The 18,693-nt window shown below is 59.4% G+C and carries 17 protein-coding genes; 11 read left to right on the top strand and 6 right to left on the bottom strand.

Going from position 1 to position 18,693, the window contains the following annotated elements; translation table 11 throughout:
- Window positions 1-14 precede the first annotated feature (14 nt).
- Together AUP74_RS07680 and AUP74_RS07675 are read right to left on the bottom strand one after the other, a co-directional pair.
- On the bottom strand, window positions 15-1,166 hold the full coding sequence (locus tag AUP74_RS07680; protein WP_069947064.1) for an SO2930 family diheme c-type cytochrome: 1,152 nt from the start codon (window positions 1,164-1,166) through the stop codon (window positions 15-17).
- Entirely contained in the window at window positions 1,159-2,457 is a 1,299-nt protein-coding gene (locus tag AUP74_RS07675; protein ID WP_069947063.1) for a parallel beta-helix domain-containing protein, read from the bottom strand. The genes AUP74_RS07680 and AUP74_RS07675 overlap by 8 nt, the downstream gene beginning before the upstream one ends.
- Window positions 2,458-2,705: 248 nt before the next feature.
- On the opposite strand from AUP74_RS07675, the gene AUP74_RS07670 reads away from it, so the two are divergent.
- Window positions 2,706-3,293, top strand: a complete 588-nt coding sequence (locus tag AUP74_RS07670) for a hypothetical protein (protein ID WP_069947062.1) — start codon at window positions 2,706-2,708, stop codon at window positions 3,291-3,293.
- 11 nt (window positions 3,294-3,304) lie between these two features.
- Here the strand turns inward: AUP74_RS07670 and AUP74_RS07665 are convergent, their stop codons facing one another.
- Together AUP74_RS07665 and AUP74_RS07660 are read right to left on the bottom strand one after the other, a co-directional pair.
- Window positions 3,305-3,901, bottom strand: coding sequence for a Yip1 family protein (locus AUP74_RS07665; protein WP_069947061.1), 597 nt, complete (start codon window positions 3,899-3,901; stop codon window positions 3,305-3,307).
- 320 nt (window positions 3,902-4,221) lie between these two features.
- Window positions 4,222-5,289: a branched-chain amino acid aminotransferase gene (locus AUP74_RS07660; protein WP_069947060.1), complete on the bottom strand. Its 1,068-nt coding sequence runs from the start codon at window positions 5,287-5,289 to the stop codon at window positions 4,222-4,224.
- 630 nt (window positions 5,290-5,919) lie between these two features.
- Between AUP74_RS07660 and AUP74_RS07655 the strand changes: the two genes are divergently transcribed.
- Window positions 5,920-7,221, top strand: a complete 1,302-nt coding sequence (locus AUP74_RS07655; protein ID WP_069947059.1) for an energy transducer TonB — start codon at window positions 5,920-5,922, stop codon at window positions 7,219-7,221.
- Window positions 7,222-7,430: 209 nt separating this feature from the next.
- On the opposite strand, the gene AUP74_RS07650 is transcribed toward AUP74_RS07655, so the two are convergent.
- Window positions 7,431-7,895, bottom strand: coding sequence for a hypothetical protein (locus AUP74_RS07650; RefSeq protein WP_145924345.1), 465 nt, complete (start codon window positions 7,893-7,895; stop codon window positions 7,431-7,433).
- A 36-nt stretch (window positions 7,896-7,931) separates the two neighbouring features.
- Window positions 7,932-8,201, bottom strand: coding sequence for a hypothetical protein (locus AUP74_RS17185; RefSeq protein WP_145924344.1), 270 nt, complete (start codon window positions 8,199-8,201; stop codon window positions 7,932-7,934).
- Between the two features lie 28 nt (window positions 8,202-8,229).
- On the opposite strand from AUP74_RS17185, the gene AUP74_RS17180 reads away from it, so the two are divergent.
- From AUP74_RS17180 to AUP74_RS07605, 9 genes are all read left to right on the top strand, one after another.
- Window positions 8,230-8,682 carry a hypothetical protein gene (locus AUP74_RS17180; protein ID WP_145924343.1) on the top strand — a complete coding sequence of 151 codons (453 nt, stop codon included), beginning with the start codon at window positions 8,230-8,232 and terminating at the stop codon, window positions 8,680-8,682.
- Window positions 8,683-8,699: 17 nt separating this feature from the next.
- Window positions 8,700-9,926, top strand: a complete 1,227-nt coding sequence (locus AUP74_RS07640; RefSeq protein WP_069947056.1) for a hypothetical protein — start codon at window positions 8,700-8,702, stop codon at window positions 9,924-9,926.
- A 66-nt stretch (window positions 9,927-9,992) separates the two neighbouring features.
- Window positions 9,993-11,561, top strand: a complete 1,569-nt coding sequence (locus AUP74_RS07635; RefSeq protein ID WP_069947055.1) for a tetratricopeptide repeat protein — start codon at window positions 9,993-9,995, stop codon at window positions 11,559-11,561.
- A 307-nt stretch (window positions 11,562-11,868) separates the two neighbouring features.
- Window positions 11,869-13,959, top strand: a complete 2,091-nt coding sequence (locus tag AUP74_RS07630; RefSeq protein WP_069947054.1) for a PEGA domain-containing protein — start codon at window positions 11,869-11,871, stop codon at window positions 13,957-13,959.
- A gap of 9 nt (window positions 13,960-13,968) precedes the next feature.
- On the top strand, window positions 13,969-14,286 hold the full coding sequence (locus tag AUP74_RS07625) for a hypothetical protein (protein WP_145924342.1): 318 nt from the start codon (window positions 13,969-13,971) through the stop codon (window positions 14,284-14,286).
- Between the two features lie 113 nt (window positions 14,287-14,399).
- A complete protein-coding gene (locus AUP74_RS07620) occupies window positions 14,400-15,194 on the top strand; it encodes a MotA/TolQ/ExbB proton channel family protein (RefSeq protein ID WP_069947052.1) in 795 nt (264 codons plus the stop codon).
- A 96-nt stretch (window positions 15,195-15,290) separates the two neighbouring features.
- Complete coding sequence (locus AUP74_RS07615; RefSeq protein ID WP_069947051.1) at window positions 15,291-16,595, top strand: hypothetical protein; 1,305 nt, start codon at window positions 15,291-15,293, stop codon at window positions 16,593-16,595.
- On the top strand, window positions 16,585-17,667 hold the full coding sequence (locus tag AUP74_RS07610) for a VWA domain-containing protein (RefSeq protein ID WP_069947050.1): 1,083 nt from the start codon (window positions 16,585-16,587) through the stop codon (window positions 17,665-17,667). The genes AUP74_RS07615 and AUP74_RS07610 overlap by 11 nt, the downstream gene beginning before the upstream one ends.
- Window positions 17,664-18,668: a vWA domain-containing protein gene (locus AUP74_RS07605; RefSeq protein WP_069947049.1), complete on the top strand. Its 1,005-nt coding sequence runs from the start codon at window positions 17,664-17,666 to the stop codon at window positions 18,666-18,668. Before AUP74_RS07610 ends, AUP74_RS07605 begins: the two co-directional genes overlap by 4 nt.
- The last annotated feature ends 25 nt before the right edge of the window (window positions 18,669-18,693 follow it).

The following is an 18,693-nucleotide window of genomic DNA, read 5'->3' as shown; positions in this document are numbered from 1 at the left end:
GAGACACATCAAAATCAGGAACAGCTGCCAGGCATGCTCGCCACCCATTCGTGCAGCAGCTCCGTGCCCTCCTCGTGCTCCAGGCTCCTGCCAAGCTCCGGCATCATGGCGCCGGGGTTGGTCGTCTCCACGCGGAAGTTGAGGATGGATTCCTCAGGCTCACCGGGAACAATCGCGAACAGGCGATTGCCACTACCGGTGCCCGCCGCTACCGGCGGCTTGCACAGGCCCAGCTTGCGCCGATCTTCTTCCACATGGTGCAGCATCAGACCGGAAGTGTCCGCCGCACCGGATGGGTTGTGGCAATGGCCACAATTGATGTCCAGGTAGCTGCGGGCGCGCTCTTCCAGCGATGCAGTCTCGTCCTTGAAGTGGACGTTTTTAGGAATCGCCGCAAACTCGGGCAGGCCGCTCAGGTAACCGACCTGCTGCCAATGCAGCAACTGGTTCTCTGTCCCAGTGGCGTAGGCATAGTCCTTGTTAAGGTGTCGTGCGCGGGGGCCGAGCGGCATGATCGCTTTCTCGGTGTGGTTGTCCGCATGACAACCGGCGCACTGGTTAGCATCGGGTACCACGTACGTGAAAGCGGTAGCCTCTCCACTCTCGTTCGCCAACTGCAGGCGGCTTGCGTCACCGGCGATTTCCAGCACGGCATCGGTCTGCTCGGCATTCCACACATAAGGCAGTGCCTGCCAGCCGTCAGCGCGCTTGACCAGCACGCGGGTTTCCATCAGACGGACATTGTCCAGATCCAGCGCTTCACCGCTCTTACCGGCGACATAGTCGCGGCTGTAGTCATCAGTGCGCAGCACCGCTGCCTGCATGCCTCCGGTTTCCTTCGGGTAGTAGAAGGTCTTGGTGATCACCGTACCGACCGGGTACTCGAAATTTTCATCCCCGTACTGGGCAGCAGTACCCGCCGGCATCCAGACCGTGCGCAGCTTGTGAGCGTAGTCGGTAAACAGGGCCGTGTTCAGATCGTAGGGAAGAACCCCATCGTTGAGAGACAGCTCGCCATCAATCGCCTCGACCACATGCCAGTCGCTGAGATTGTCCGGCACGGCATCACGCTCGAAAACGGTAACCTGCTCTCTTGGTGCATCGCAGCCGCTCAAGGCGGCCGCGAACAATGGGGCCAGCACCGCGCCCCACAACTTCTTACGCATCTTCGGCCTCGAGTTTTGCCATCTTGCTGTCTTCTCCCGCCGGCTGGTCAAAATCCAGCACGATCTGCGGCAGTTTTTCCAGTGTGCACTGGTGGGCTGTGATATCCGTGGAGATATTCTTGAAATCGTTGGAGGCATCAATGTTGATGATGCCGGCATCGCCGTTGTCAATGCACAGCTTCAGAGGCTCAGGCAGTTTGCCGTCCACCAGTTTGTCCTGGTTAACAACACCGTCCCAGAGAATGTCCGGCAGGCTACCGCTGAGACCAAACTTGGCCAGCTTCAGCGCTTTCAGCTCCAGGTGATCCGGAGATTCTCCGCCACCAGTGAACTGGTTGTTGTAGATGTAGATACCTTCCGGGTACGGATCGAAGGCCTCCTGGGTGGACTTGTCGGAGTAGTAACCGGCGGTGTAATAGCTGCTGACGATGATATTGGCAGTATCGTTATCGGCGATCTCGTTGTTGAAGATCTCCACGTAATCGTTGGAGTTGATCACGATACCGGAGCCCGCCGGCACCGCCGCTACCGGCGTGCCCTCGTGGCCAAAGTTCTCGGTGTTGTTGGCGAACACCTTGTTGTCATAGACACGGGTGCTGTGGCCGGGCTGCGGCAGGTTGGGCATGTTGAATACGAGGATGCCGCCGGTGTTGTTGGTGGCGACGTTGTCGTAGACGTCCGCACCAATGGTGTTCTCGATCTCGATGCCGGCCACGTTGTACTCGGCGCGGTTGTTGCGCACGATGACGTTCTGCGACTGGCCCACATAGATACCCGCATCGGAGGCGCCGATGGCTACGGTGCCTTCCACCAGGGTGTTCTTCGTCTGCACGGGGTAAATACCGTAGGCACCGTTCTCCGTGGCTGGGCCATTGGTCCACTCCACACGGATATTGCGGATGATGATGTTCTCACCCTCGTTCACCTTCAGCGCATCACCGATGGTGTCCTCGATGGCCAGATCCTCAAGGGTGAAGTCACTGGCGTTGACCAGCAGGCCTTCCGCGCCCTGAATCTGGTCCTTGAAGGACAGAATGGTCTTGTCCATGCCCGCGCCGCGAATGGTTACACCATCGACGTTCAGGGACAGGCTGCGGTTGATCGGGAAGGTGCCCTCGGGCAGCTCGATCACATCACCGGGTTTGGCGGAAATCAGCTGCTTCAGCAGGTTCTTCTGGAAGTCGGCGGCACCGGCCTGCTCGGCAGTGGCGGACTTTTTGTCGGCTTCCGGAGAACAGCCAGCGGCCAACAGGGCTGCCAGTACCACGCCCAGGTACGCAGAAGTTTTCATGAGGTTGTCCTTTATTTGAGTTATTGAATCGCGTGTTCGAGTTATCTGTTCGCGTGACCGAGATGAGCTCCGGAGTTCCATCCGCGCCCTAACCTGTACGCCTGTACCAATTTGCAAGCCAAGAAAAGGAGCTGGCTGCCAGCGGTCCGATCTTATCCAATCGCCGTATCTCCGGCAAGACGCACTACCTTGCCGGCGCCCTTGCACCGGGTTAGTGTCGAACCAAACGCAGTCAGAGAACGGAAACCATGCGTATTCGAGCAGCGACCATCGCCATGACCGCCTGCCTCGGCGCTGCCGCAGCCAGTGAGGCCAGCGAGACCCTGGAGGTATTGATCACCACACCGGAGGGGCAGCGCTATCAGGCTCAACAGGAGTTTGAGGGAACCTTCGAGGCCTATGACTCGGGAGCGATTACCGGTCCCAGCGCGGTCCGCGAGTACAGCGCAATCCGCTGCGACAGCGCCTGGGGTGCGATCAAGTACCGCGTCCCCCTGGCCAGCGGCCCCGGCTATCAACTGGAAGCGGAAGGCGAGAAACTACGGCTGCGGCTCGTCGAGCACTCGGTGCTGAGCGAGGACGTCAATATTGCAGCCATGGAGGTCCACTGCTTCGATTCAGGGCCCAAGCCGGTCATGAACGCTCTGGGGGAGGTGATCCTGCAACGGGGCAGCGCACAAACCCAGACTCTGCAGCTGGCTAACGGCTACCTGGTGGAATTCCGCTATGAGCCGGACGGCAGCGGCGGCAAGCTCGCCACCGGCAAAGGGGAGACCGTGAGCGATGGAGCATCACAGCAGGCAGACTCGGGTCTGCCTGCCAGCGATGAGGGGTAACCCCTCGACCTCTAGTGGAATACCGGGGCCGCCACGAAACTCCAGAAGAGCACCGTCCCTACCATCACCATCACAGCAATCACCAGTGATACTGTCACGATGGCACTGGCGAACAGGAAACCGCGCTCCTCCGACACTCCCATCACAATCGGAATCCCCAGGTACAGCAGGTAAACCGCATAGGCCACCGCCAGTGTTGCCAGCAGGATATCGAACCAGAGAATGGGATAGAAACCGGCAGCACCGGCGAGGAAGATCGGCGTTGCAGTAAAACCGGCAATCACCATCCCCTTCATGGGATAGGTCTCGGCACCGTAGGTTTTTGCCATCCAGTGGATAAAGTAACCAATGGCTACCACGGCAATCACCATGGTGCAGTAGAACACGGCTACCAGTGACAGGGCGCTGTCTCTGGTGATGCGACGGGTTGCGCCATCACCGATGGACCAGCCCACCTCCGTCGTACCGATAAACCAGGCCAGTGCCGGCAGCAGCGCCAGCACGATGACATAGGGGATCTGCCGGCGCAGACTTTTTTCCGGCAGGTTACCGATTTGCTGCCACTGCCTACGCGGCTGTACCAGCAGTCCGAACATATGGCTCAACATCCTGTTTTCCTCACGCTTCGCGAGGAACCCCGAGCGAGACCTGTTAGCTCAAATTGATCTGGATACTGCGTGTCAAAGTGAGGAATACCACTGCGGCCATTCCCGAAGTTCCAGCTTTTCTTATTTTGCGCTTTCAGCTTGTCGCAGTGTGGTCGCGCAAGTCAACGGGATTTCGGGGATTGGCGTAATTGTTATTGTGCGCGTTTCCGCTGGAAACAATCTTTCGACACAGGGTGCTACCGATCACCCCGCATCCGCGATGCTGGGCAATCACTGGGACCGGCGGGCAACCCTCTGCTGGTAATACCCGCCGGCAGGACTCAGTCCAGGTTGACCATATCGACCGGCACCATCCAGCCGAAGGCATCCTCGGAACGCCCCTCCTGGATATCCAGCAGTGCGCTACGCAGCCGTTCGGCAACAGGACCCGGCGCCGCAGATAGCTCATAGAGACCATTGCCGTCGCCCAAAACGCTGATCGGACTGATGATGGCCGCGGTGCCACAAGCGAAGGCCTCGCTGCAGGTTCCGGAACGCACCAGCGCCATCAGGTCGTCAATGTCGATATCTCGCTCGTGCACGGTATAGCCCTGTTCACGGGCGAGCATCAGCAGAGATTCCCGCGTCACCCCCTCGAGAATGGAGCCGTTCAGGGCGGGGGTATGCAGCTCCCCATCCATGACCGCAAAGAAATTCATACCGGAGAGTTCGTCCACGGTATGGCGATTGCCCGGGTTCAACCACAGAGACTGGTCGAAGCCGCGCTTTTTCAAGCGGGCAATACTCTGCAGGGACGCCGCATAGTTGCCCCCCACCTTGGCATCACCGGTACCGCCCACCGCGGCCCGCGCATCATCGCGCTCCACCCAGACGCGCATATTGCCGGCGTGATAGGCTTCCGAGGGGCTGGCAATCACGTAAAACTCGTAGGACGTACTGGCGGATACTGAGAGATCCGGCTGGGTTCCGATCAGGAACGGGCGCAGGTAAAGAGACTCACCACTGTTCGCCGGGATCAGGTTGGCGCAATAGGCAGACACTGTTTTGACGCCATCCATAAACAGCGGCTCTGGCACCGCTGGCATGCAGAGACGCTCCGCCGAATAGGCCATCCGGTGCGCATTGCGCTCGGGGCGAAAGAGGCTCACCCCACCGGCGGTGCGGTAGGCCTTCATGCCCTCGAAACAGGACTGGGCGTAATGAAGCACCTTGGCTGCCGGATCCAGTGATAGCGGCGCATAGGGGACCAGCTCACCTCCACTCCAGACACCATCCTGGCAGGTGGCGCGAAACATCACAGGCGCCATCACACTGCCGAAGCCCAGTTTCTCCGGCACTTCAAATCCACGCAGACTCGCCGCCACAGCGGGATCAATCGATACGCTCACCTCAAGTCTCCTCTCTATCTTCTGAGGTGATTATGGCGGTTCGCCCGGCACACTCCAAATACTTCCACCACACAAGCTCATGAGTGCGCACAAATTGGCACTATTAGAAGGAATTATTAGGACAGAAATATCAACCTGAACTGAAGGCCTCTCCCGGTCACACCCGTTCGCGCCGTGAATGACACGAAGACATCAGTCTTTTAACTTGCGCACAAAAAAATTGGCACGTATTTCCTAATATCGATAGCAAAAGGCGCGTAGCCGTTGACCACACTGATAAACCAACTGGTGGTAATCAACGTAACCGATATGCAGGAGAGAGACGTCAGCAGAGAAAAATTCCATCGCCGACGAGGCCGGGCAAAGACCTCCCGTTGGCTATACTGATTCAACGAGGCGCCGAATAACAGGCAATGGGCGGCTCGACGGGATTCGTCGCGGAAATCAACCCCCGTCAATCCCGGCTCCGGATCTAAATCACTCCGGGCACTGTCAGGGACTTGAGAGAACCACACTTCAGGGAGAGAAAATCCGCACGGCCCCGTGCCCAAGCGGAGTAAGTGCTCGACTCCTGGCCGCTGCGGCCGCGGGGACGGGTGAAGCAAAACATGGAACAGAAGTGGTTCAATCGTGACACAGACAGAAACCAGCAAAGACATTGCTATCGGCTTGATGTTTACAGCCACAGCTCTGCTGTGTGGCAACGCCTGCGCGGAAGTCAGCGACGTATCCGCGACAGAATCCAGCGCTCCACCTCCCGCATACCTTGAAGCGGCATCCAAACCCTTACAGCTCGCCAAGCGACAGTTGCGACCTTCCGAGGTCGTCGATAGCTACCGCGAGCGTATAGAGGATATGGAGGCTCAGTACGGCGCCTATGGCGCGGGGATCGACGAACAACTTGTGGGACTGGCAACTGCCCTGCAGCGCACCGGTGCCCACGACGAGGCAATCAGTGAGTTCCGTCGCGCCATGCTGATCAACCGGGTCAATGAGGGACTCTATTCGCTCCACCAGGTACCCATGATCGAGCGCATGATCGAAAGCCAGATCGCGCTCAACCAGTGGGAGGATGCCAACGACAACCAGCAATACCTCTACTGGCTCCACGCCCGCAATTACGGCGAAAGCGATCCTCGTATGCTGCCGGTAATCGACAACCTCAGTCGGTGGCATCTCCAGGCTTACAAAGAGGAAAAGGGTGGCACCCTGTTCGAGCACCTGATCAGTGCCACGGATCTTTACAGTCTGGCGGTAGATATCATCACCCAGAATTTCGGCGCCAACGATCTTCGGCTAGTGGAAGCTCTGCGGGGCCTGAAAGCCTCCAATTACTACCTTGCCACCTACAAGGGTGAGCCCCAGCAGGCGGTGGTCATCAACACCAATTTCGGCGGCGGCCCCGATATGGAAGCGGCCCAACGGACCAAGCTGGACCACTATCGCCTCAACAGCTTCAGCTCCGGCAAACAGGCCATCGCCAGAATTGTCGACGTCTACCAGAAAAATCCACAGTCGCCACCGGCAGCCTCGGCAAAAGCCAAAGTGGAACTCGGCGACTGGTATATGATGTTCAACAAGTGGCACTCGGCACGGGAAACCTACGGTGAGGCCTATCAGGCACTCTGGGACAACGGGGCAACCAACGAGGAAATAGAGTCGATTTTCGGCCGTCCTGCACCGCTGCCTGCGCTGCCGATGCTAGAGGAAGACCGACAGGGACTTGCAGGAGCCTACGTCACGGTTTCCTATGACGTCACGGCCTTTGGAAAAGTGCGCAATATCGAGATACTGCACGCAGCACCTTCGGATGATGTCGGCATGCGCTCGCGGGTTCGCAACGTGCTCAAGCGCGCGAAGTTTCGCCCGCGCTTCGAAAACGGTGAGCCGGTGGAAACGACCGGCATCGTGCAGCGCTTCGTATTCGACTGACGGATAAACAAAGCGATTCTTGCGCCCATCTGCGGCAGTCGCCAAACCTCGAACAGAGGCCACTGTCGAAGACCATAAGCCGCATGATCGATCAGACTCAGGCCGGGCTTTGCCCGGCCCTGTGCACTATGGAGGCGGCCTGAATTTTAGCTCGGCGGGCCCGTCGCCAAACGCTTACGCACGACATCTGCCCGGGCCAGAACCGGGACTCAGGAGAGAACAATGACTCTACGGATAGCGGTACAAAGCTCAAAGCAGCACACGCTTAGCTGGCGCACGCTGGCTTCGGCAATTGTGCTGAGCGCAGTGGTCACTGGCTGTAAAAGCCAGCAGACACAGCAGCAGCCTCCGGCACAGCCATCGCAGCCCCAGTCGTCGAGTTCGTCGTCACAGCCCCAATCCCAGTCGCAGCCCAGCTCCAGCAGCCCGTCATCGAGCCGCAGCCAGAGCCAGCCGCAGACTGCCAGCAGCATGCCTTCCAGCAGCTCCTCGCGCTCTTCACCCAGCCAGAGCATGCCGAGCAGCAGCGACAGCCGCACAAACACCAGTATGCCCACCATCGAGTCCGGCAGTGAGGCCAGCCAGGAAGCGAGCACTGCCTCCAGTAGCGGAGAGGAGCAGAGCCGGCGACAGAGTTCAGCGGCGGACTCGATGCCAGATCCGAGCGCACGCAACAACCAGCCTTCGTCGCCGGTCTACAGCGAATCGGATCAACGGCCCGAAGAGAGCAACATGCCTCCGGACCCCTCCACCAACAGTGAGGGAGAGCCGCCGGATGAAATTGATTTTTCCGAGGAAGAGCAGACCGCATCCTCGTCCAGCAACAGCTCGTCCAGCAGTAGTTCATCAAGCAGCTCGTCGAGCAGCTCTGCCAGCAGCGCCTCAGCCGCGAGCAATCCTGCCAGCAGCGCTTCAAACAGTGGCGCGTCTGGTGCGCCCGCTGGCGGTGGCAGCCCCGCCCGTAGTGGCAGCGCACCCAACGAGGCACCCGCGACCGCAGCCGAGCGAGTGGAACAGCTCGAGGGAGAATTTGAGGCCACCATGGCCAGCTACGACGGCATGATCCTGCGGGAGCGGGATTATGTGCGCAATCGCCCAGCCTCCCAGGAGGAAACTGAGGAGATGGATGAACCGCCTCCCGGAGAGTCTCTGGAAGATCTGATCGAATCCGCAGAGGCAGAAATCCCACCGCCTCCCGGCGGCGGCGAAGAGGGCGGTCCCGGCCCGGAACAGAACAACTCCAGCGGTCAGGCCACGGGGCCCGGCATGCAGACTGCCGGCCGCAAGGGAGAATTCGAGCACGGTGGCAGCCCGTCTGTCGTTCCCGCCGACATTCCGAAAGGGGATGACGATGACGTGGTGGCTCGCCAGATCCGTGAAGCCGCCATGCGGGAATCGGACCCAGAACTTCGTGAGAAGCTCTGGGAGGAATATCGAAAGTACAAGAAAGCGCAGAAGTAGTCGCGGAGGGAACCCCAATGCAGTCACTGAATGCCAATTTGTTTGACGCCGGCATCGTCCGCACCCTGGGCCGGGGCCTGGCCCTGCTTGCAGCCCTGGCGCTTTTCGGTTGCACTTCTACGGAAGTGCGCACGACGGCCTACACCCCGCTGACCGTCGAGGATACAGCCATCCCCGAGGGCCGGTTGCTGGATGTGGGTATCGTCCAGTTTGACCCCGGACTTGAGACCGCTGAAGTCAGCGAGGAGGATCTGGTATTTCCCGAGCTACGCGCGGCGGAATCCCGCTACATCGCCGTGACCCTGTCCGAATCCCTGCAGTCCAGCCAGGGCTGGGGTGCGGTACGGGTCATTCCCAGTGTGCGCACCAATATCGATGTCACGGTAACCGGCCGCATTCTGCAGTCGGATGGTGAGACACTCACCCTCGAGGTAACGGTTGTCGACTCTCGCGGCCAACGCTGGTTCACGAAGGAATACAGCGAAAAAGCCTCGCACTATGCCTACGACCGCAAGCATCCCACCGAGGGCGATGCCTTCCAGGGGCTCTACAACCAGATCGCCAACGACATGCTGATTTACCGCCAGCAACTGTCTGATCAGTATGTTGCCGAGCTGCGCACCATTTCCGAGATGAAATTTGCCCGCACCTTCTCTCAGGATGCCTTCTCCCGCTACCTGACGCAGAGCGAGGACGGCATCTACGAGCTCAAGGCGCTACCTGCAGAAAATGATCCGATGCTGCAGCGCGTGCGGCGCATTCGCGAGCGGGACTACCTCTTCGTGGATACCCTGCAGGGTTACTACGGCACGTTCGTCAAATCCATGGAAGCGCCCTACCAGGAATGGCGAGCACTGAGCTTTGAGGAAGTGCAGCAGATGCGCGAACTCAAGCGCAAGGCACGCAACCACACAATCATGGGGGCAGCTGCCATCGTCGGGGGTATCGCCGCGGCCGGAGCTGGTGGCGGCGGCGCCGCCCGCCAGGCCGCCAATGTGGCAGTTGCCGGCGGCGGCTACCTGGTCAAGAGTGGTTTCGATCGCCGCAGTGAAGCAAAGATGCACATCGAGGCCCTGCAGGAGCTGGGTGACTCCATGGAGGCGGAGGTTGAACCCCAGATTGTTGAGCTGGAGGATCGCACAGTGACCCTGAGTGGCTCTGTGGAAAACCAGTACCGCCAGTGGCGCGAACTTCTGAAAGAAATTTATGACGCGGAAACCGGCGGACTCGATGGCAGTATCTGATGTGTGCAGCGGTGATTGATACCGCTGCGCTGCCCGGAACAATAACCACGACTTTGCGGAATCACTATGCAACACCGCGACGATAATCCGGATGACAAGGGCATCATCAGCCCCGCAGATTTCAGTTTTGGCAACACTGCCACACCGGAACCGAGCCCCAAACTAAAGCACAGCACAACGAAGACTGACAGCGGCGCCCGCGACTACCGCGCCGTTGCTGTCGGCTCCCTGCTGGTTCTGGGCGTGGTCGGTGTTTTCTGGCTGCTGCCACAGGCTGTGGAGAAAAAACCAACGAAATCCCCCGTCGCCGCGACACCAGCAAATCAACAGCCCACCACCGCAAGTCAGGCCGCCCCAGTCAAAGTGTCGCCCTTCAGCGATGCGGAGATTGCCCAGCAACGTCGCGACGTACAAAAGGTGCTGCAGGATATTCTGGCCTTGCAGGAGGAACTGCGTGAGCGGCATGTGGATGCCTGGGCAGCGGAGGAATTCGGCAGCGCACGGGGCTTGGCCGAAGAGGCGGATTCCATTTATCGCCAAAGAAAATTCATGCAGGCGCTGGAAAAATACCGGACCTCCCTCGCAGCCCTGCAAGAAATCCGCGACAGTATTCCCGAGCGTATTGAAAAACACCTGACAGAGGGCAATGGCGCCCTCGACAGCGGTGATGCAGAGGGTGCTCATACCGCCTTCGACCTGGTACTGACCATCTCCGAGGACCATCCCCGTGGGAAAAAGGGTAAGGTCCGGGCCGAGAAACTGCCGGAAGCCTGGCAGCATTTTTCCCGCGGCAAGGAAGCCTTTGCGGCTCAGGATCTGGACACTGCACATGATGCGCTGCGGCAGTCTCTCGAGGTAGACGGAGAAACACGCCCCGCCAAGGCACTCTTGCCCGAAGTACTCGCCGCCATCAAGGACCGGGATTACAGCGAGGCCATGTCAGCGGGTTATGCCGCAATCAGCGAGGGGGATTTCTCCGCGGCCCTGGAGGCTTTCCGCAATGCACAGAAACTGAAGCCCGGCGAAGAGGATCCAGAGGTTGGCATCCAGCAGGCAAAGAGCGGCCTGACCCAGACCCGCATCGACAGCCTTTTTGCCCGCGCGCGTCAGCAGGAGGCCTCTGAGGAGTGGCACGGGGCGGTAAAAAGCTACGACAAACTGCTGGAGATCGACAAGAGTCTGGTATCGGCAATTACCGGCAAGGCCAGGTCAGAGGCCCGAGCCGAACTGGACGATCGTCTGACGGAATTGCTGAATGACCCCTTGTCCCTCGGTAGCAGTAAGCAGAACCAGTACGCTCGCTCGGTGTTGAAAGATGCACGGGGAATCAATGCCACGAGTCCCAAGCTACAGGGCCAGATTGACTCCCTGGAAACTGCGCTGACTAAAGCTGTAATCCCTGTGCCGGTGAAACTGCAATCCGACGCCACCACGCAAGTCACGATTTACCACGTGGGACGGCTAGGGAATTTCAATGAGCGGGAAATCCCTCTCAAGCCGGGCCGTTACACCGCCGTGGGAACTCGCGCCGGATACCGCGATGTACGGCGCGAGTTCACTGTAGTACCCGGGGAAGAACCCCCGGTTGTCGTCATCCAATGTGCAGAAAAAATAAACAGCGCCAATAACAGTTGAACCGAAGAACCGTCGGTTCGAATTCTGATCAAATAGATCGGGCACCTGTCTACATCCTGCTGCCAATTTCGTCAGCGGTAGGTGCCCGGGATTATCGCTTCTGGAAACTGGACCAAAAGGCGACGCCGGTATTCGCGAAAAGATGCTTTTCGCGCCAAAGAATCCGACGACCGTCATGCCAGGCAGGGTTGCGGGCTAAGCTTGAATGCACGGAGCGAAGGAGCGCCGGAGCGTTTGACCCTGAGAGCGGCAGCATTTGCCGCCATTGCGATAATTCAGATAAGTGCGCAGTAACAGGAAAGCATAAATGACAGCGAAGGAAGCGGTACCTGTCCGTGATGGTGAACGCGCGGACGATGACTTTTCAGTAATCCAGCCCACTGGTTTCTCTCCCGTGCAGGTGGAGGACCGTGCCCGACAGTTGCTGTTTTCGCCCCGGGCCCTGGTTATCGCCGGCAGTATGCTATTCGGCTTACTGATCCTCGTTTATCTCCTGGTAGCCCGCTCACTCATTTTCGAAACCCAGCCCGCAGATGCCGACATCAAAGTCAGTGGCTTTGCCATTCCGCTCGGCGACGGACACCTGGTCTTGCCGGGCGACTACGAATATACCGTGACTGCGACCGGCTACCTGCCGAAGAGCGGGAAGGTTTCCGTATCCGGAGAGAAAAACAGCCGCCACGCCGTCACGCTGGAGCGTCTGCCCGGCCACCTGCAGGTGGTGAGCGATCCTCCCGTGCCAGTGCGCATCCTGATCGACGGCGCCGAGGTCGACAGCGAGCAGGGACTGGCCCAAAACATCCCCGCTGGCCGCAAGCGCATCACTGTGCTCACCGACCGCTACCTGCCCTTCACCCGGGAGGTGGATATCGAGGGGCTGGACAATACCCAGCGCCTGCAGGCCAAGCTGCGCCCAGCCTGGGCCAGCGTGCGCATTAGCAGCAACCCACCGGGCGCCACCGTCACGGTCGAGGGTGAGGTACTGGGCACGACGCCGATGACAGCCGAGCTTATTCAGGGCGATCGCGTGGTGGAAATATCCAAGCCGCAGCACAAGACTGCCCAGGTACCGGTTGCCGTCACCGCCGGCGTCGATCAGACCCTCACTCCGGTGGACCTGGCCGCCGCAGACGGAATACTGCGTCTCGCCAGTACGCCTGACGGCGCCAGTGTCACCGTCAATGGTGAATTCCGGGGGCGCACCCCGCTGGATGTTGAACTCGAACCGGGCTCCACCCACCAGGTGCGTCTGTTCAAAGATGGTTATTCCGCCGTTGAGCGCACTATCGATATCGCCGCCGGGGTCGAGCGAGAGATGACCATCGATCTCTCCGCCGTATTCGGCAAGGTGCGCATCACCAGCAGTCCGGCCAACGCGGAAGTTTACATCGACGGCCGTCTGGCAGGCAGCGCAGGGGAAACCTTCACCCTGCCCGCGCGCAGCCACCGTATTGTGGTACGCAAAGACGGCTTCGAAGATTACGAGACCACGGTCGTGCCCAGCGCCAAACTGGAGCAGAGTATCCGCGCCGTGCTGCTGACCGCCGAACAGGCTCGCTGGAGTCAGGTGCCGGCGGAGGTCACCCATGGCGCAGGCGGTCGCATGCTTCTGATGCGACCCAATGCGCGATTCACGATGGGCTCCTCCCGTCGCGAGCAGGGTCGTCGCGCCAATGAGGTCATGCGTCAGGTCGCCCTGAACCGGCCCTTCTACCTGGGCACCACCGAGGTTACCAATCGCGAATATCGTCGCTACCAGCGCATGCACTCCTCCAGCCATGTGAACGGTGTCAGCCTGGACAATGACAACCTGCCAGTGGTGAACATCAGCTGGGCAGACGCGGCCATGTTCTGCAACTGGCTCAGTGCCCGCGATGGCCTGAGACCGGTCTATCGCGCCGAGGGCAATCGCATAGTCGGCTTTGATGCCAGCGCCAATGGCTATCGCATGCCAACCGAGGCCGAGTGGGCCTGGGCTGCCCGATTTGAGGGTGGCAGCATGAAGAAGTTTCCCTGGGGTAATGAGCTGCCGGTACAAAAAAATTCCGGCAACTATGCCGACAACAATGCGGCGCAACTGGTGCCCGCAGTTCTCCGTACTTACAGCGACCGCTACGCCGCCACGGCCCCGGTTGCCAGCTACCAGCCCAACTCACTGGGCGTCTACGACCTGGGCGGCAATGTCTCGGAATGGATTCACGACCTCTACACCATCGGTACCGGACTCTCCATGCGCAGGGAGGAGAACCCGGTTGGCCCGCAGGACGGTGACTACCACGTGATCCGCGGCTCAAGCTGGCGCCATGCCGGACTGACGGAACTGCGCCTTTCCTATCGGGATTACGGCGCCGAACCGCGCAATGACGTCGGATTTCGATTGGCTCGGTGGGTCAACTAGGAGACAGATATGCAACGTCACCTGAACAGGAAAAAAGACACCCTCTTCCCTATCGGGCGAATGGAGCAGGCAGCCTTTCCGCGCCCCATGATTTTGCTTGGTGCACTGATGTTCTCGGTATCCATTGCATTCGCGAGCGCATCCATCGCTGCGGAGGAAGCAACGGAAGCCGAGAAAGAAGAGCAGGAGCCGGTGCAGGTCGCCCAGGTCGAGGAAAAAGCCAGCGAGAGTGGCAGTTCCGGCTCAACGGGAAACGATGCGGACGAATACGAAGCCACAGAGGAAATCTCCGAGGATCTGTCTGTTTCTTTCCCCGTGGATATCTAGACCATGCAACCACTGGAAAAAGCATCGCAACCATAACGAACAACAGAACGAACAACAGAGTCTGCAGGGGTTGAAGAACATCGCTTCACCCCGGTAATTGAGCGAGAAGCACTATGAAATTCAAGTCGTCCGATTTTGTCTTCCAGCTATTTGCCCTGCTGGCGGCAGTCATCCTCGTGCACGCCGTGTATGTCGCGATAATCCGCCCGAATGCCGACGCACTGATCGAAGAACAACTGGCGCGGGAAGCCGCTGGTGAAACCTACGTTCAGCAACGTTCTCTGTATATCGTGATGCGCGACTACGAGCAGGAAGCGTGCTTTGTGCTGATGCTCTGGGCCATGGCCATCATGGGCCTCAAAGCGCAGCGCAGCATGCGCGAACGCCGCCTGCTGGACAAGGCGCTGCTCAATGTGAGTGAGGGAACCCCAATCCTGCCCGAGGACGCCAGGGACCTGTCGCGCCCGATCCAGGCACTGCCGGAGGAAGAGCGAAACTACCTGCTGCCCCGCGCCCTGCTCACGGCGCTACAGCGATTCGCCTCCACCAAAAATGTGGCGGCGGTTTCGAACTCAGTCAAAGAGGTCTGTGAAACCGAGGGCGACCGGCTGGATTCCGAACTGGCCATGGTCCGGTATATCACCTGGGCCATTCCGTCGATCGGGTTCATCGGCACCGTGCGCGGTATCGGTGAAGCCCTCTCCCAGGCCCACAAAGCTGTGGAGGGCGATATCGCCGGTGTGACGGTGAGCCTGGGTGTGGCTTTCAACTCCACCTTCATCGCCCTGGTCATCAGTATCGTGATCATGTTTTTCACCCATCAGCTCCAGCTCATGCAGGAGCGGCTGGTGCTGGACACACAGAATTATTGCGACAACCATCTGCTGCGGTTCCTCAAGGTCGGCTGACAGAAGTCCGATAGCAGAAAAGAAACGGTGACAAAACAGCACTCCGCCCCGGCAGCCTGGCTGTCCGCGGCTGGAAAGTGAAAAGAGGAATGCCCTATGGGACAAGGTGTCCTTGAAATCAACGACTGCGGACTGCGTGTCTTTACCGGCACGGATGAGATTCTTGAGAGCCCGGGCATCGCAGTAGTCGAGCCACAGAAAATTCTGGTAGGCACCGCAGCGCAGATGCGCGCCCGCTGCCACCCCACCCAGGTCAACAATCAGTTCTGGCGCCGCCTCAGCCTCGAGAGCCTGAAGTCGGAAAATGCCCGCTGTCGACACCATGCCGACCTGGCCTACTGTCATCTGCAGGAGGTTGCCGACCACTGCGACCTGCCAGAGGAGGTTGCCCTGGCAGTGCCCGGCAATTTCAGCCGCGAGCAGCTCGCCCTGCTACTCGGAATCATCAAAGAGAGTCCAATCAACGCGGTGGGATTGGTCGATGCCGCCACTGCCTGCCTCAGTGCCACTGCACCACGAGGCGTCCATCTCCATATCGAACTTCAGCGTCAGCAGACCCTGGTCAGCCGGATCGCCGTGCATGAACAGTCGGTGCTGGATATTGCCGAGACCGTCAACGATGCCGGCCTGCAGAATTTCCAGGACGCCTGGGCCCGGGTATTTACGGACGCATTCATCATGCAGTGCCGCTTTGACCCGTTGCATTCGGCAGAGGCCGAGCAGCAGCTCTATGACCTGATGCCTCAATGGATCAACCGCGCCATGCGCGGCGGCGAGGTGCTGGCCGAGATGGAAGACCGCACTGCAAAGGTGACACTGCGCCAGTTGCAGGATGCCAGCACACCGATCCTCTCCCGGGTAAGGGCGCTGATCGAAAACCTGTCGGAATCCACCAGCGTCGTGTTCGTGTCCCACCGCTGGGCGGAAATCCCGGGCGGAGCACAGCTCGCCGAGCGCATTCACCTGCTGCCTCACAACTGTATCGCCCAGGCCATCTCCGGTCGCTGGGAACAGATTTTCAGCGCGTCCGAGGCCCTGCCCTTGATCAACGCCCTGGATTCGGCGCCCCCCAGCGAGGTGGCCGTTCAGGTAAACAGCGCCGCCGAAGCGGCGGCGACGCACCTGTTGTTCGGCCATCGGGCATTGGCTGCACAGCAGCCGCTGTTTGTCAGCTGGCAGGAAGGCAAGCTCAATATCACCCCCACTCCGCCGGAACATCCCGCAGGTACAGTAACCAGCCACGCCGGCCGTCTCGCACTGCGGGTGGATGCCGGTGCGCAATTGATGCTGAACGGCCAGGAGATCTCTACCCCGGTCAATCTCACGGCCGGCGACAGAATCGGGGTCGCCGATCTTGAAGACGTAATCACTGCAATCAGCGTGGAGCGTTATGGCGCGTAAGAAAAGGCGGTTTTCCGCCTTCAGCCTGTCGTTTCTGGACATCATGTCCTGCGGCTTCGGTGCCGTTGCGCTGATCTTTTTGATTATCAAGCACGGCTCCGACCAGGACATTCAGGCCGAAAACCAGGATCTCGCTGCAGAGGTCAACCTACTGCAGGAAGAGGTGGAGTTTGGTCGCGAGCACCTGGTGCTGGCCAGAAACACCCTCGACGTCACCAGCGACGAACTGGCGGACGCCCAGGGTCTGGCTCGCCGGATCATGGAACAGATAGAGGAAGTCAAAGGCAATATCGCCGAGATCGATAGCAACACCGAAGAACAGGATATCAAGCGCCTGCAGGAAAAACTCAAGAAGCTAGAGGAAGCGAAGAAGCAGCTCGAGGCCGAGAATAAAAAACTCGGCAACAACGTGCGCAAGTTTGTCGGGGACGGCGATCGGCAGTATCTCACCGGCCTCCGCCTCGGTGGCGACCGCATTCTGATCCTGCTGGATGCTTCCGCCAGCATGCTGGGCGACGAGCTGATCAAGGTAATCCGCACCCGCAATATGTCGTCGCGGGTCAAGCGTGAGACTGAAAAGTGGCGCCGTGCCGTGACCACTGTTTCCTGGCTCACTGCGCAATTCCCCCAGGACAGCCAGTACCAGATCTTCACCTTCAATACCGGCTTCAGGGCTGCAATTCCCGGCACCGAGAGCCGCTGGCTGAATGTGGATGACCGGGACCAGATGGACCAGGCCATCAAGGAGCTGGACAAGATCGTACCGGAGGATGGCACCAGCCTGGAGCGGGTCTTCAATGCCATCAATGGTATGAGCCCACTGCCGGACAACATCATCCTGATCACAGACGGCCTGCCTACCCAGGGCATGAAAGCACCGCGCGGCAATACGATTTCCGGCAAGAAGCGCCTGGATCTGTTCAAGCGTGCCGTCAAGGCACTGCCGAAAGACGTTCCGGTGAATGTCATTCTGGCGCCCATGGAGGGCGACCCCTACGCCGCCAGTGAATTCTGGAAACTCGCCATGGAAACCCAGGGATCGTTCCTGGCACCGTCGAGGGACTGGCCATGAGACGCAACCGCAACAAGCGACAACAGGAAGAGTTCAACATTTCCTTTCTCGACGTCATCTGCTGTGGCTTCGGTGCCATCGTACTGCTGCTGATGATCGCCAAGACCGTCGAACCCATCGTGCTGGAGGAGGCCGAGCTGGACCTCGACGGACAGGTGGAAGACTTGCAGCAACAACTCGCTGAAATCCGCGGCGAGACCACGGTGCTCAACCGCGATCTCAATGCCAAGCGCGAGCAGCTGGATATCGAGCGCGAGCGCATCGCCATTCTGCGCGGCGAGCTTGAAACCCTGCAGGCCCAGTTCGCGCGCAAGACCGAGGGCGAGTCGGAGGAAGGCAAGGTTCGCGGTGAGCTTACCGTCGCCCTGCAGAGCCTGACCGAGGAAATGCGTCGCCTGCTCGGTGAAAACTACCAGCGCAAGAACAATGTCATCGGCGGTATCCCGGTCGACAGCGAGTACATCCTGTTCATCATCGACACCTCCGGCAGTATGTTCAACTACGGCTGGGATCGCATGATGGAAGAGATGGTGAATACCCTGAACCTGTATCCCAATGTCAAAGGCATTCAGGTCATGAACGATATGGGGGACTATATGTTCTCCAACTACCGCAACAAGTGGATCCCCGATACCCCCGGGCGCCGCGACGCCATCCTGCAACGCCTGAAATCCTGGAACCCCTTCAGTAACTCCAGCCCGGTAGAGGGAATCCAGAAGGCGGTGCGCAGTTTCTATGACCCGAACAAGAAGATCAGTATTTATGTGCTGGGGGATGAATTTACCGGCAAGTCGATTCGCAATGTGATGCTGGCTGTGGATCGCGTCAACGCGCAACACGGGGAGAGCAAGCGCAATGTGCGTATTCACGCCATCGGCTTCCCGATCCAGTTCTCGCGCCCCCCACACCTGCAGACCACCGGTCTACGCTTTGCAGCATTGATGCGGGAATTGACCTACCGCAATGGCGGTACTTTCGTCGGTCTTAACGATTTCCGCTAGAAAGAGAGCCTGCTCAGGAGTTGAT

Source organism: Microbulbifer aggregans (assembly GCF_001750105.1).
In the GTDB taxonomy this organism is placed as follows: Bacteria; Pseudomonadota; Gammaproteobacteria; order Pseudomonadales; family Cellvibrionaceae; genus Microbulbifer; species Microbulbifer aggregans.
The sequence above is the reverse complement of the archived record's forward strand: the minus strand, read 5'-3'. Positions and strand labels throughout refer to the sequence as shown.

What these genes read in the sequence shown, in the direction of transcription:
- AUP74_RS07625 (WP_145924342.1), top strand. Translation starts at nt 13,969, where the DNA reads ATGCAACGTCACCTGAACAGGAAAAAAGACACCCTCTTCCCTATCGGG.
- AUP74_RS07610 (WP_069947050.1), top strand. Translation starts at nt 16,585, where the DNA reads ATGGCGCGTAAGAAAAGGCGGTTTTCCGCCTTCAGCCTGTCGTTTCTG.
- AUP74_RS07630 (WP_069947054.1), top strand. Translation starts at nt 11,869, where the DNA reads ATGACAGCGAAGGAAGCGGTACCTGTCCGTGATGGTGAACGCGCGGAC.
- AUP74_RS07615 (WP_069947051.1), top strand. Translation starts at nt 15,291, where the DNA reads ATGGGACAAGGTGTCCTTGAAATCAACGACTGCGGACTGCGTGTCTTT.
- AUP74_RS07605 (WP_069947049.1), top strand. Translation starts at nt 17,664, where the DNA reads ATGAGACGCAACCGCAACAAGCGACAACAGGAAGAGTTCAACATTTCC.
- AUP74_RS07665 (WP_069947061.1), bottom strand. Translation starts at nt 3,901, where the DNA reads ATGTTGAGCCATATGTTCGGACTGCTGGTACAGCCGCGTAGGCAGTGG.
- AUP74_RS07675 (WP_069947063.1), bottom strand. Translation starts at nt 2,457, where the DNA reads ATGAAAACTTCTGCGTACCTGGGCGTGGTACTGGCAGCCCTGTTGGCC.
- AUP74_RS07635 (WP_069947055.1), top strand. Translation starts at nt 9,993, where the DNA reads ATGCAACACCGCGACGATAATCCGGATGACAAGGGCATCATCAGCCCC.
- AUP74_RS07680 (WP_069947064.1), bottom strand. Translation starts at nt 1,166, where the DNA reads ATGCGTAAGAAGTTGTGGGGCGCGGTGCTGGCCCCATTGTTCGCGGCC.
- AUP74_RS07670 (WP_069947062.1), top strand. Translation starts at nt 2,706, where the DNA reads ATGCGTATTCGAGCAGCGACCATCGCCATGACCGCCTGCCTCGGCGCT.
- AUP74_RS07640 (WP_069947056.1), top strand. Translation starts at nt 8,700, where the DNA reads ATGCAGTCACTGAATGCCAATTTGTTTGACGCCGGCATCGTCCGCACC.
- AUP74_RS07620 (WP_069947052.1), top strand. Translation starts at nt 14,400, where the DNA reads ATGAAATTCAAGTCGTCCGATTTTGTCTTCCAGCTATTTGCCCTGCTG.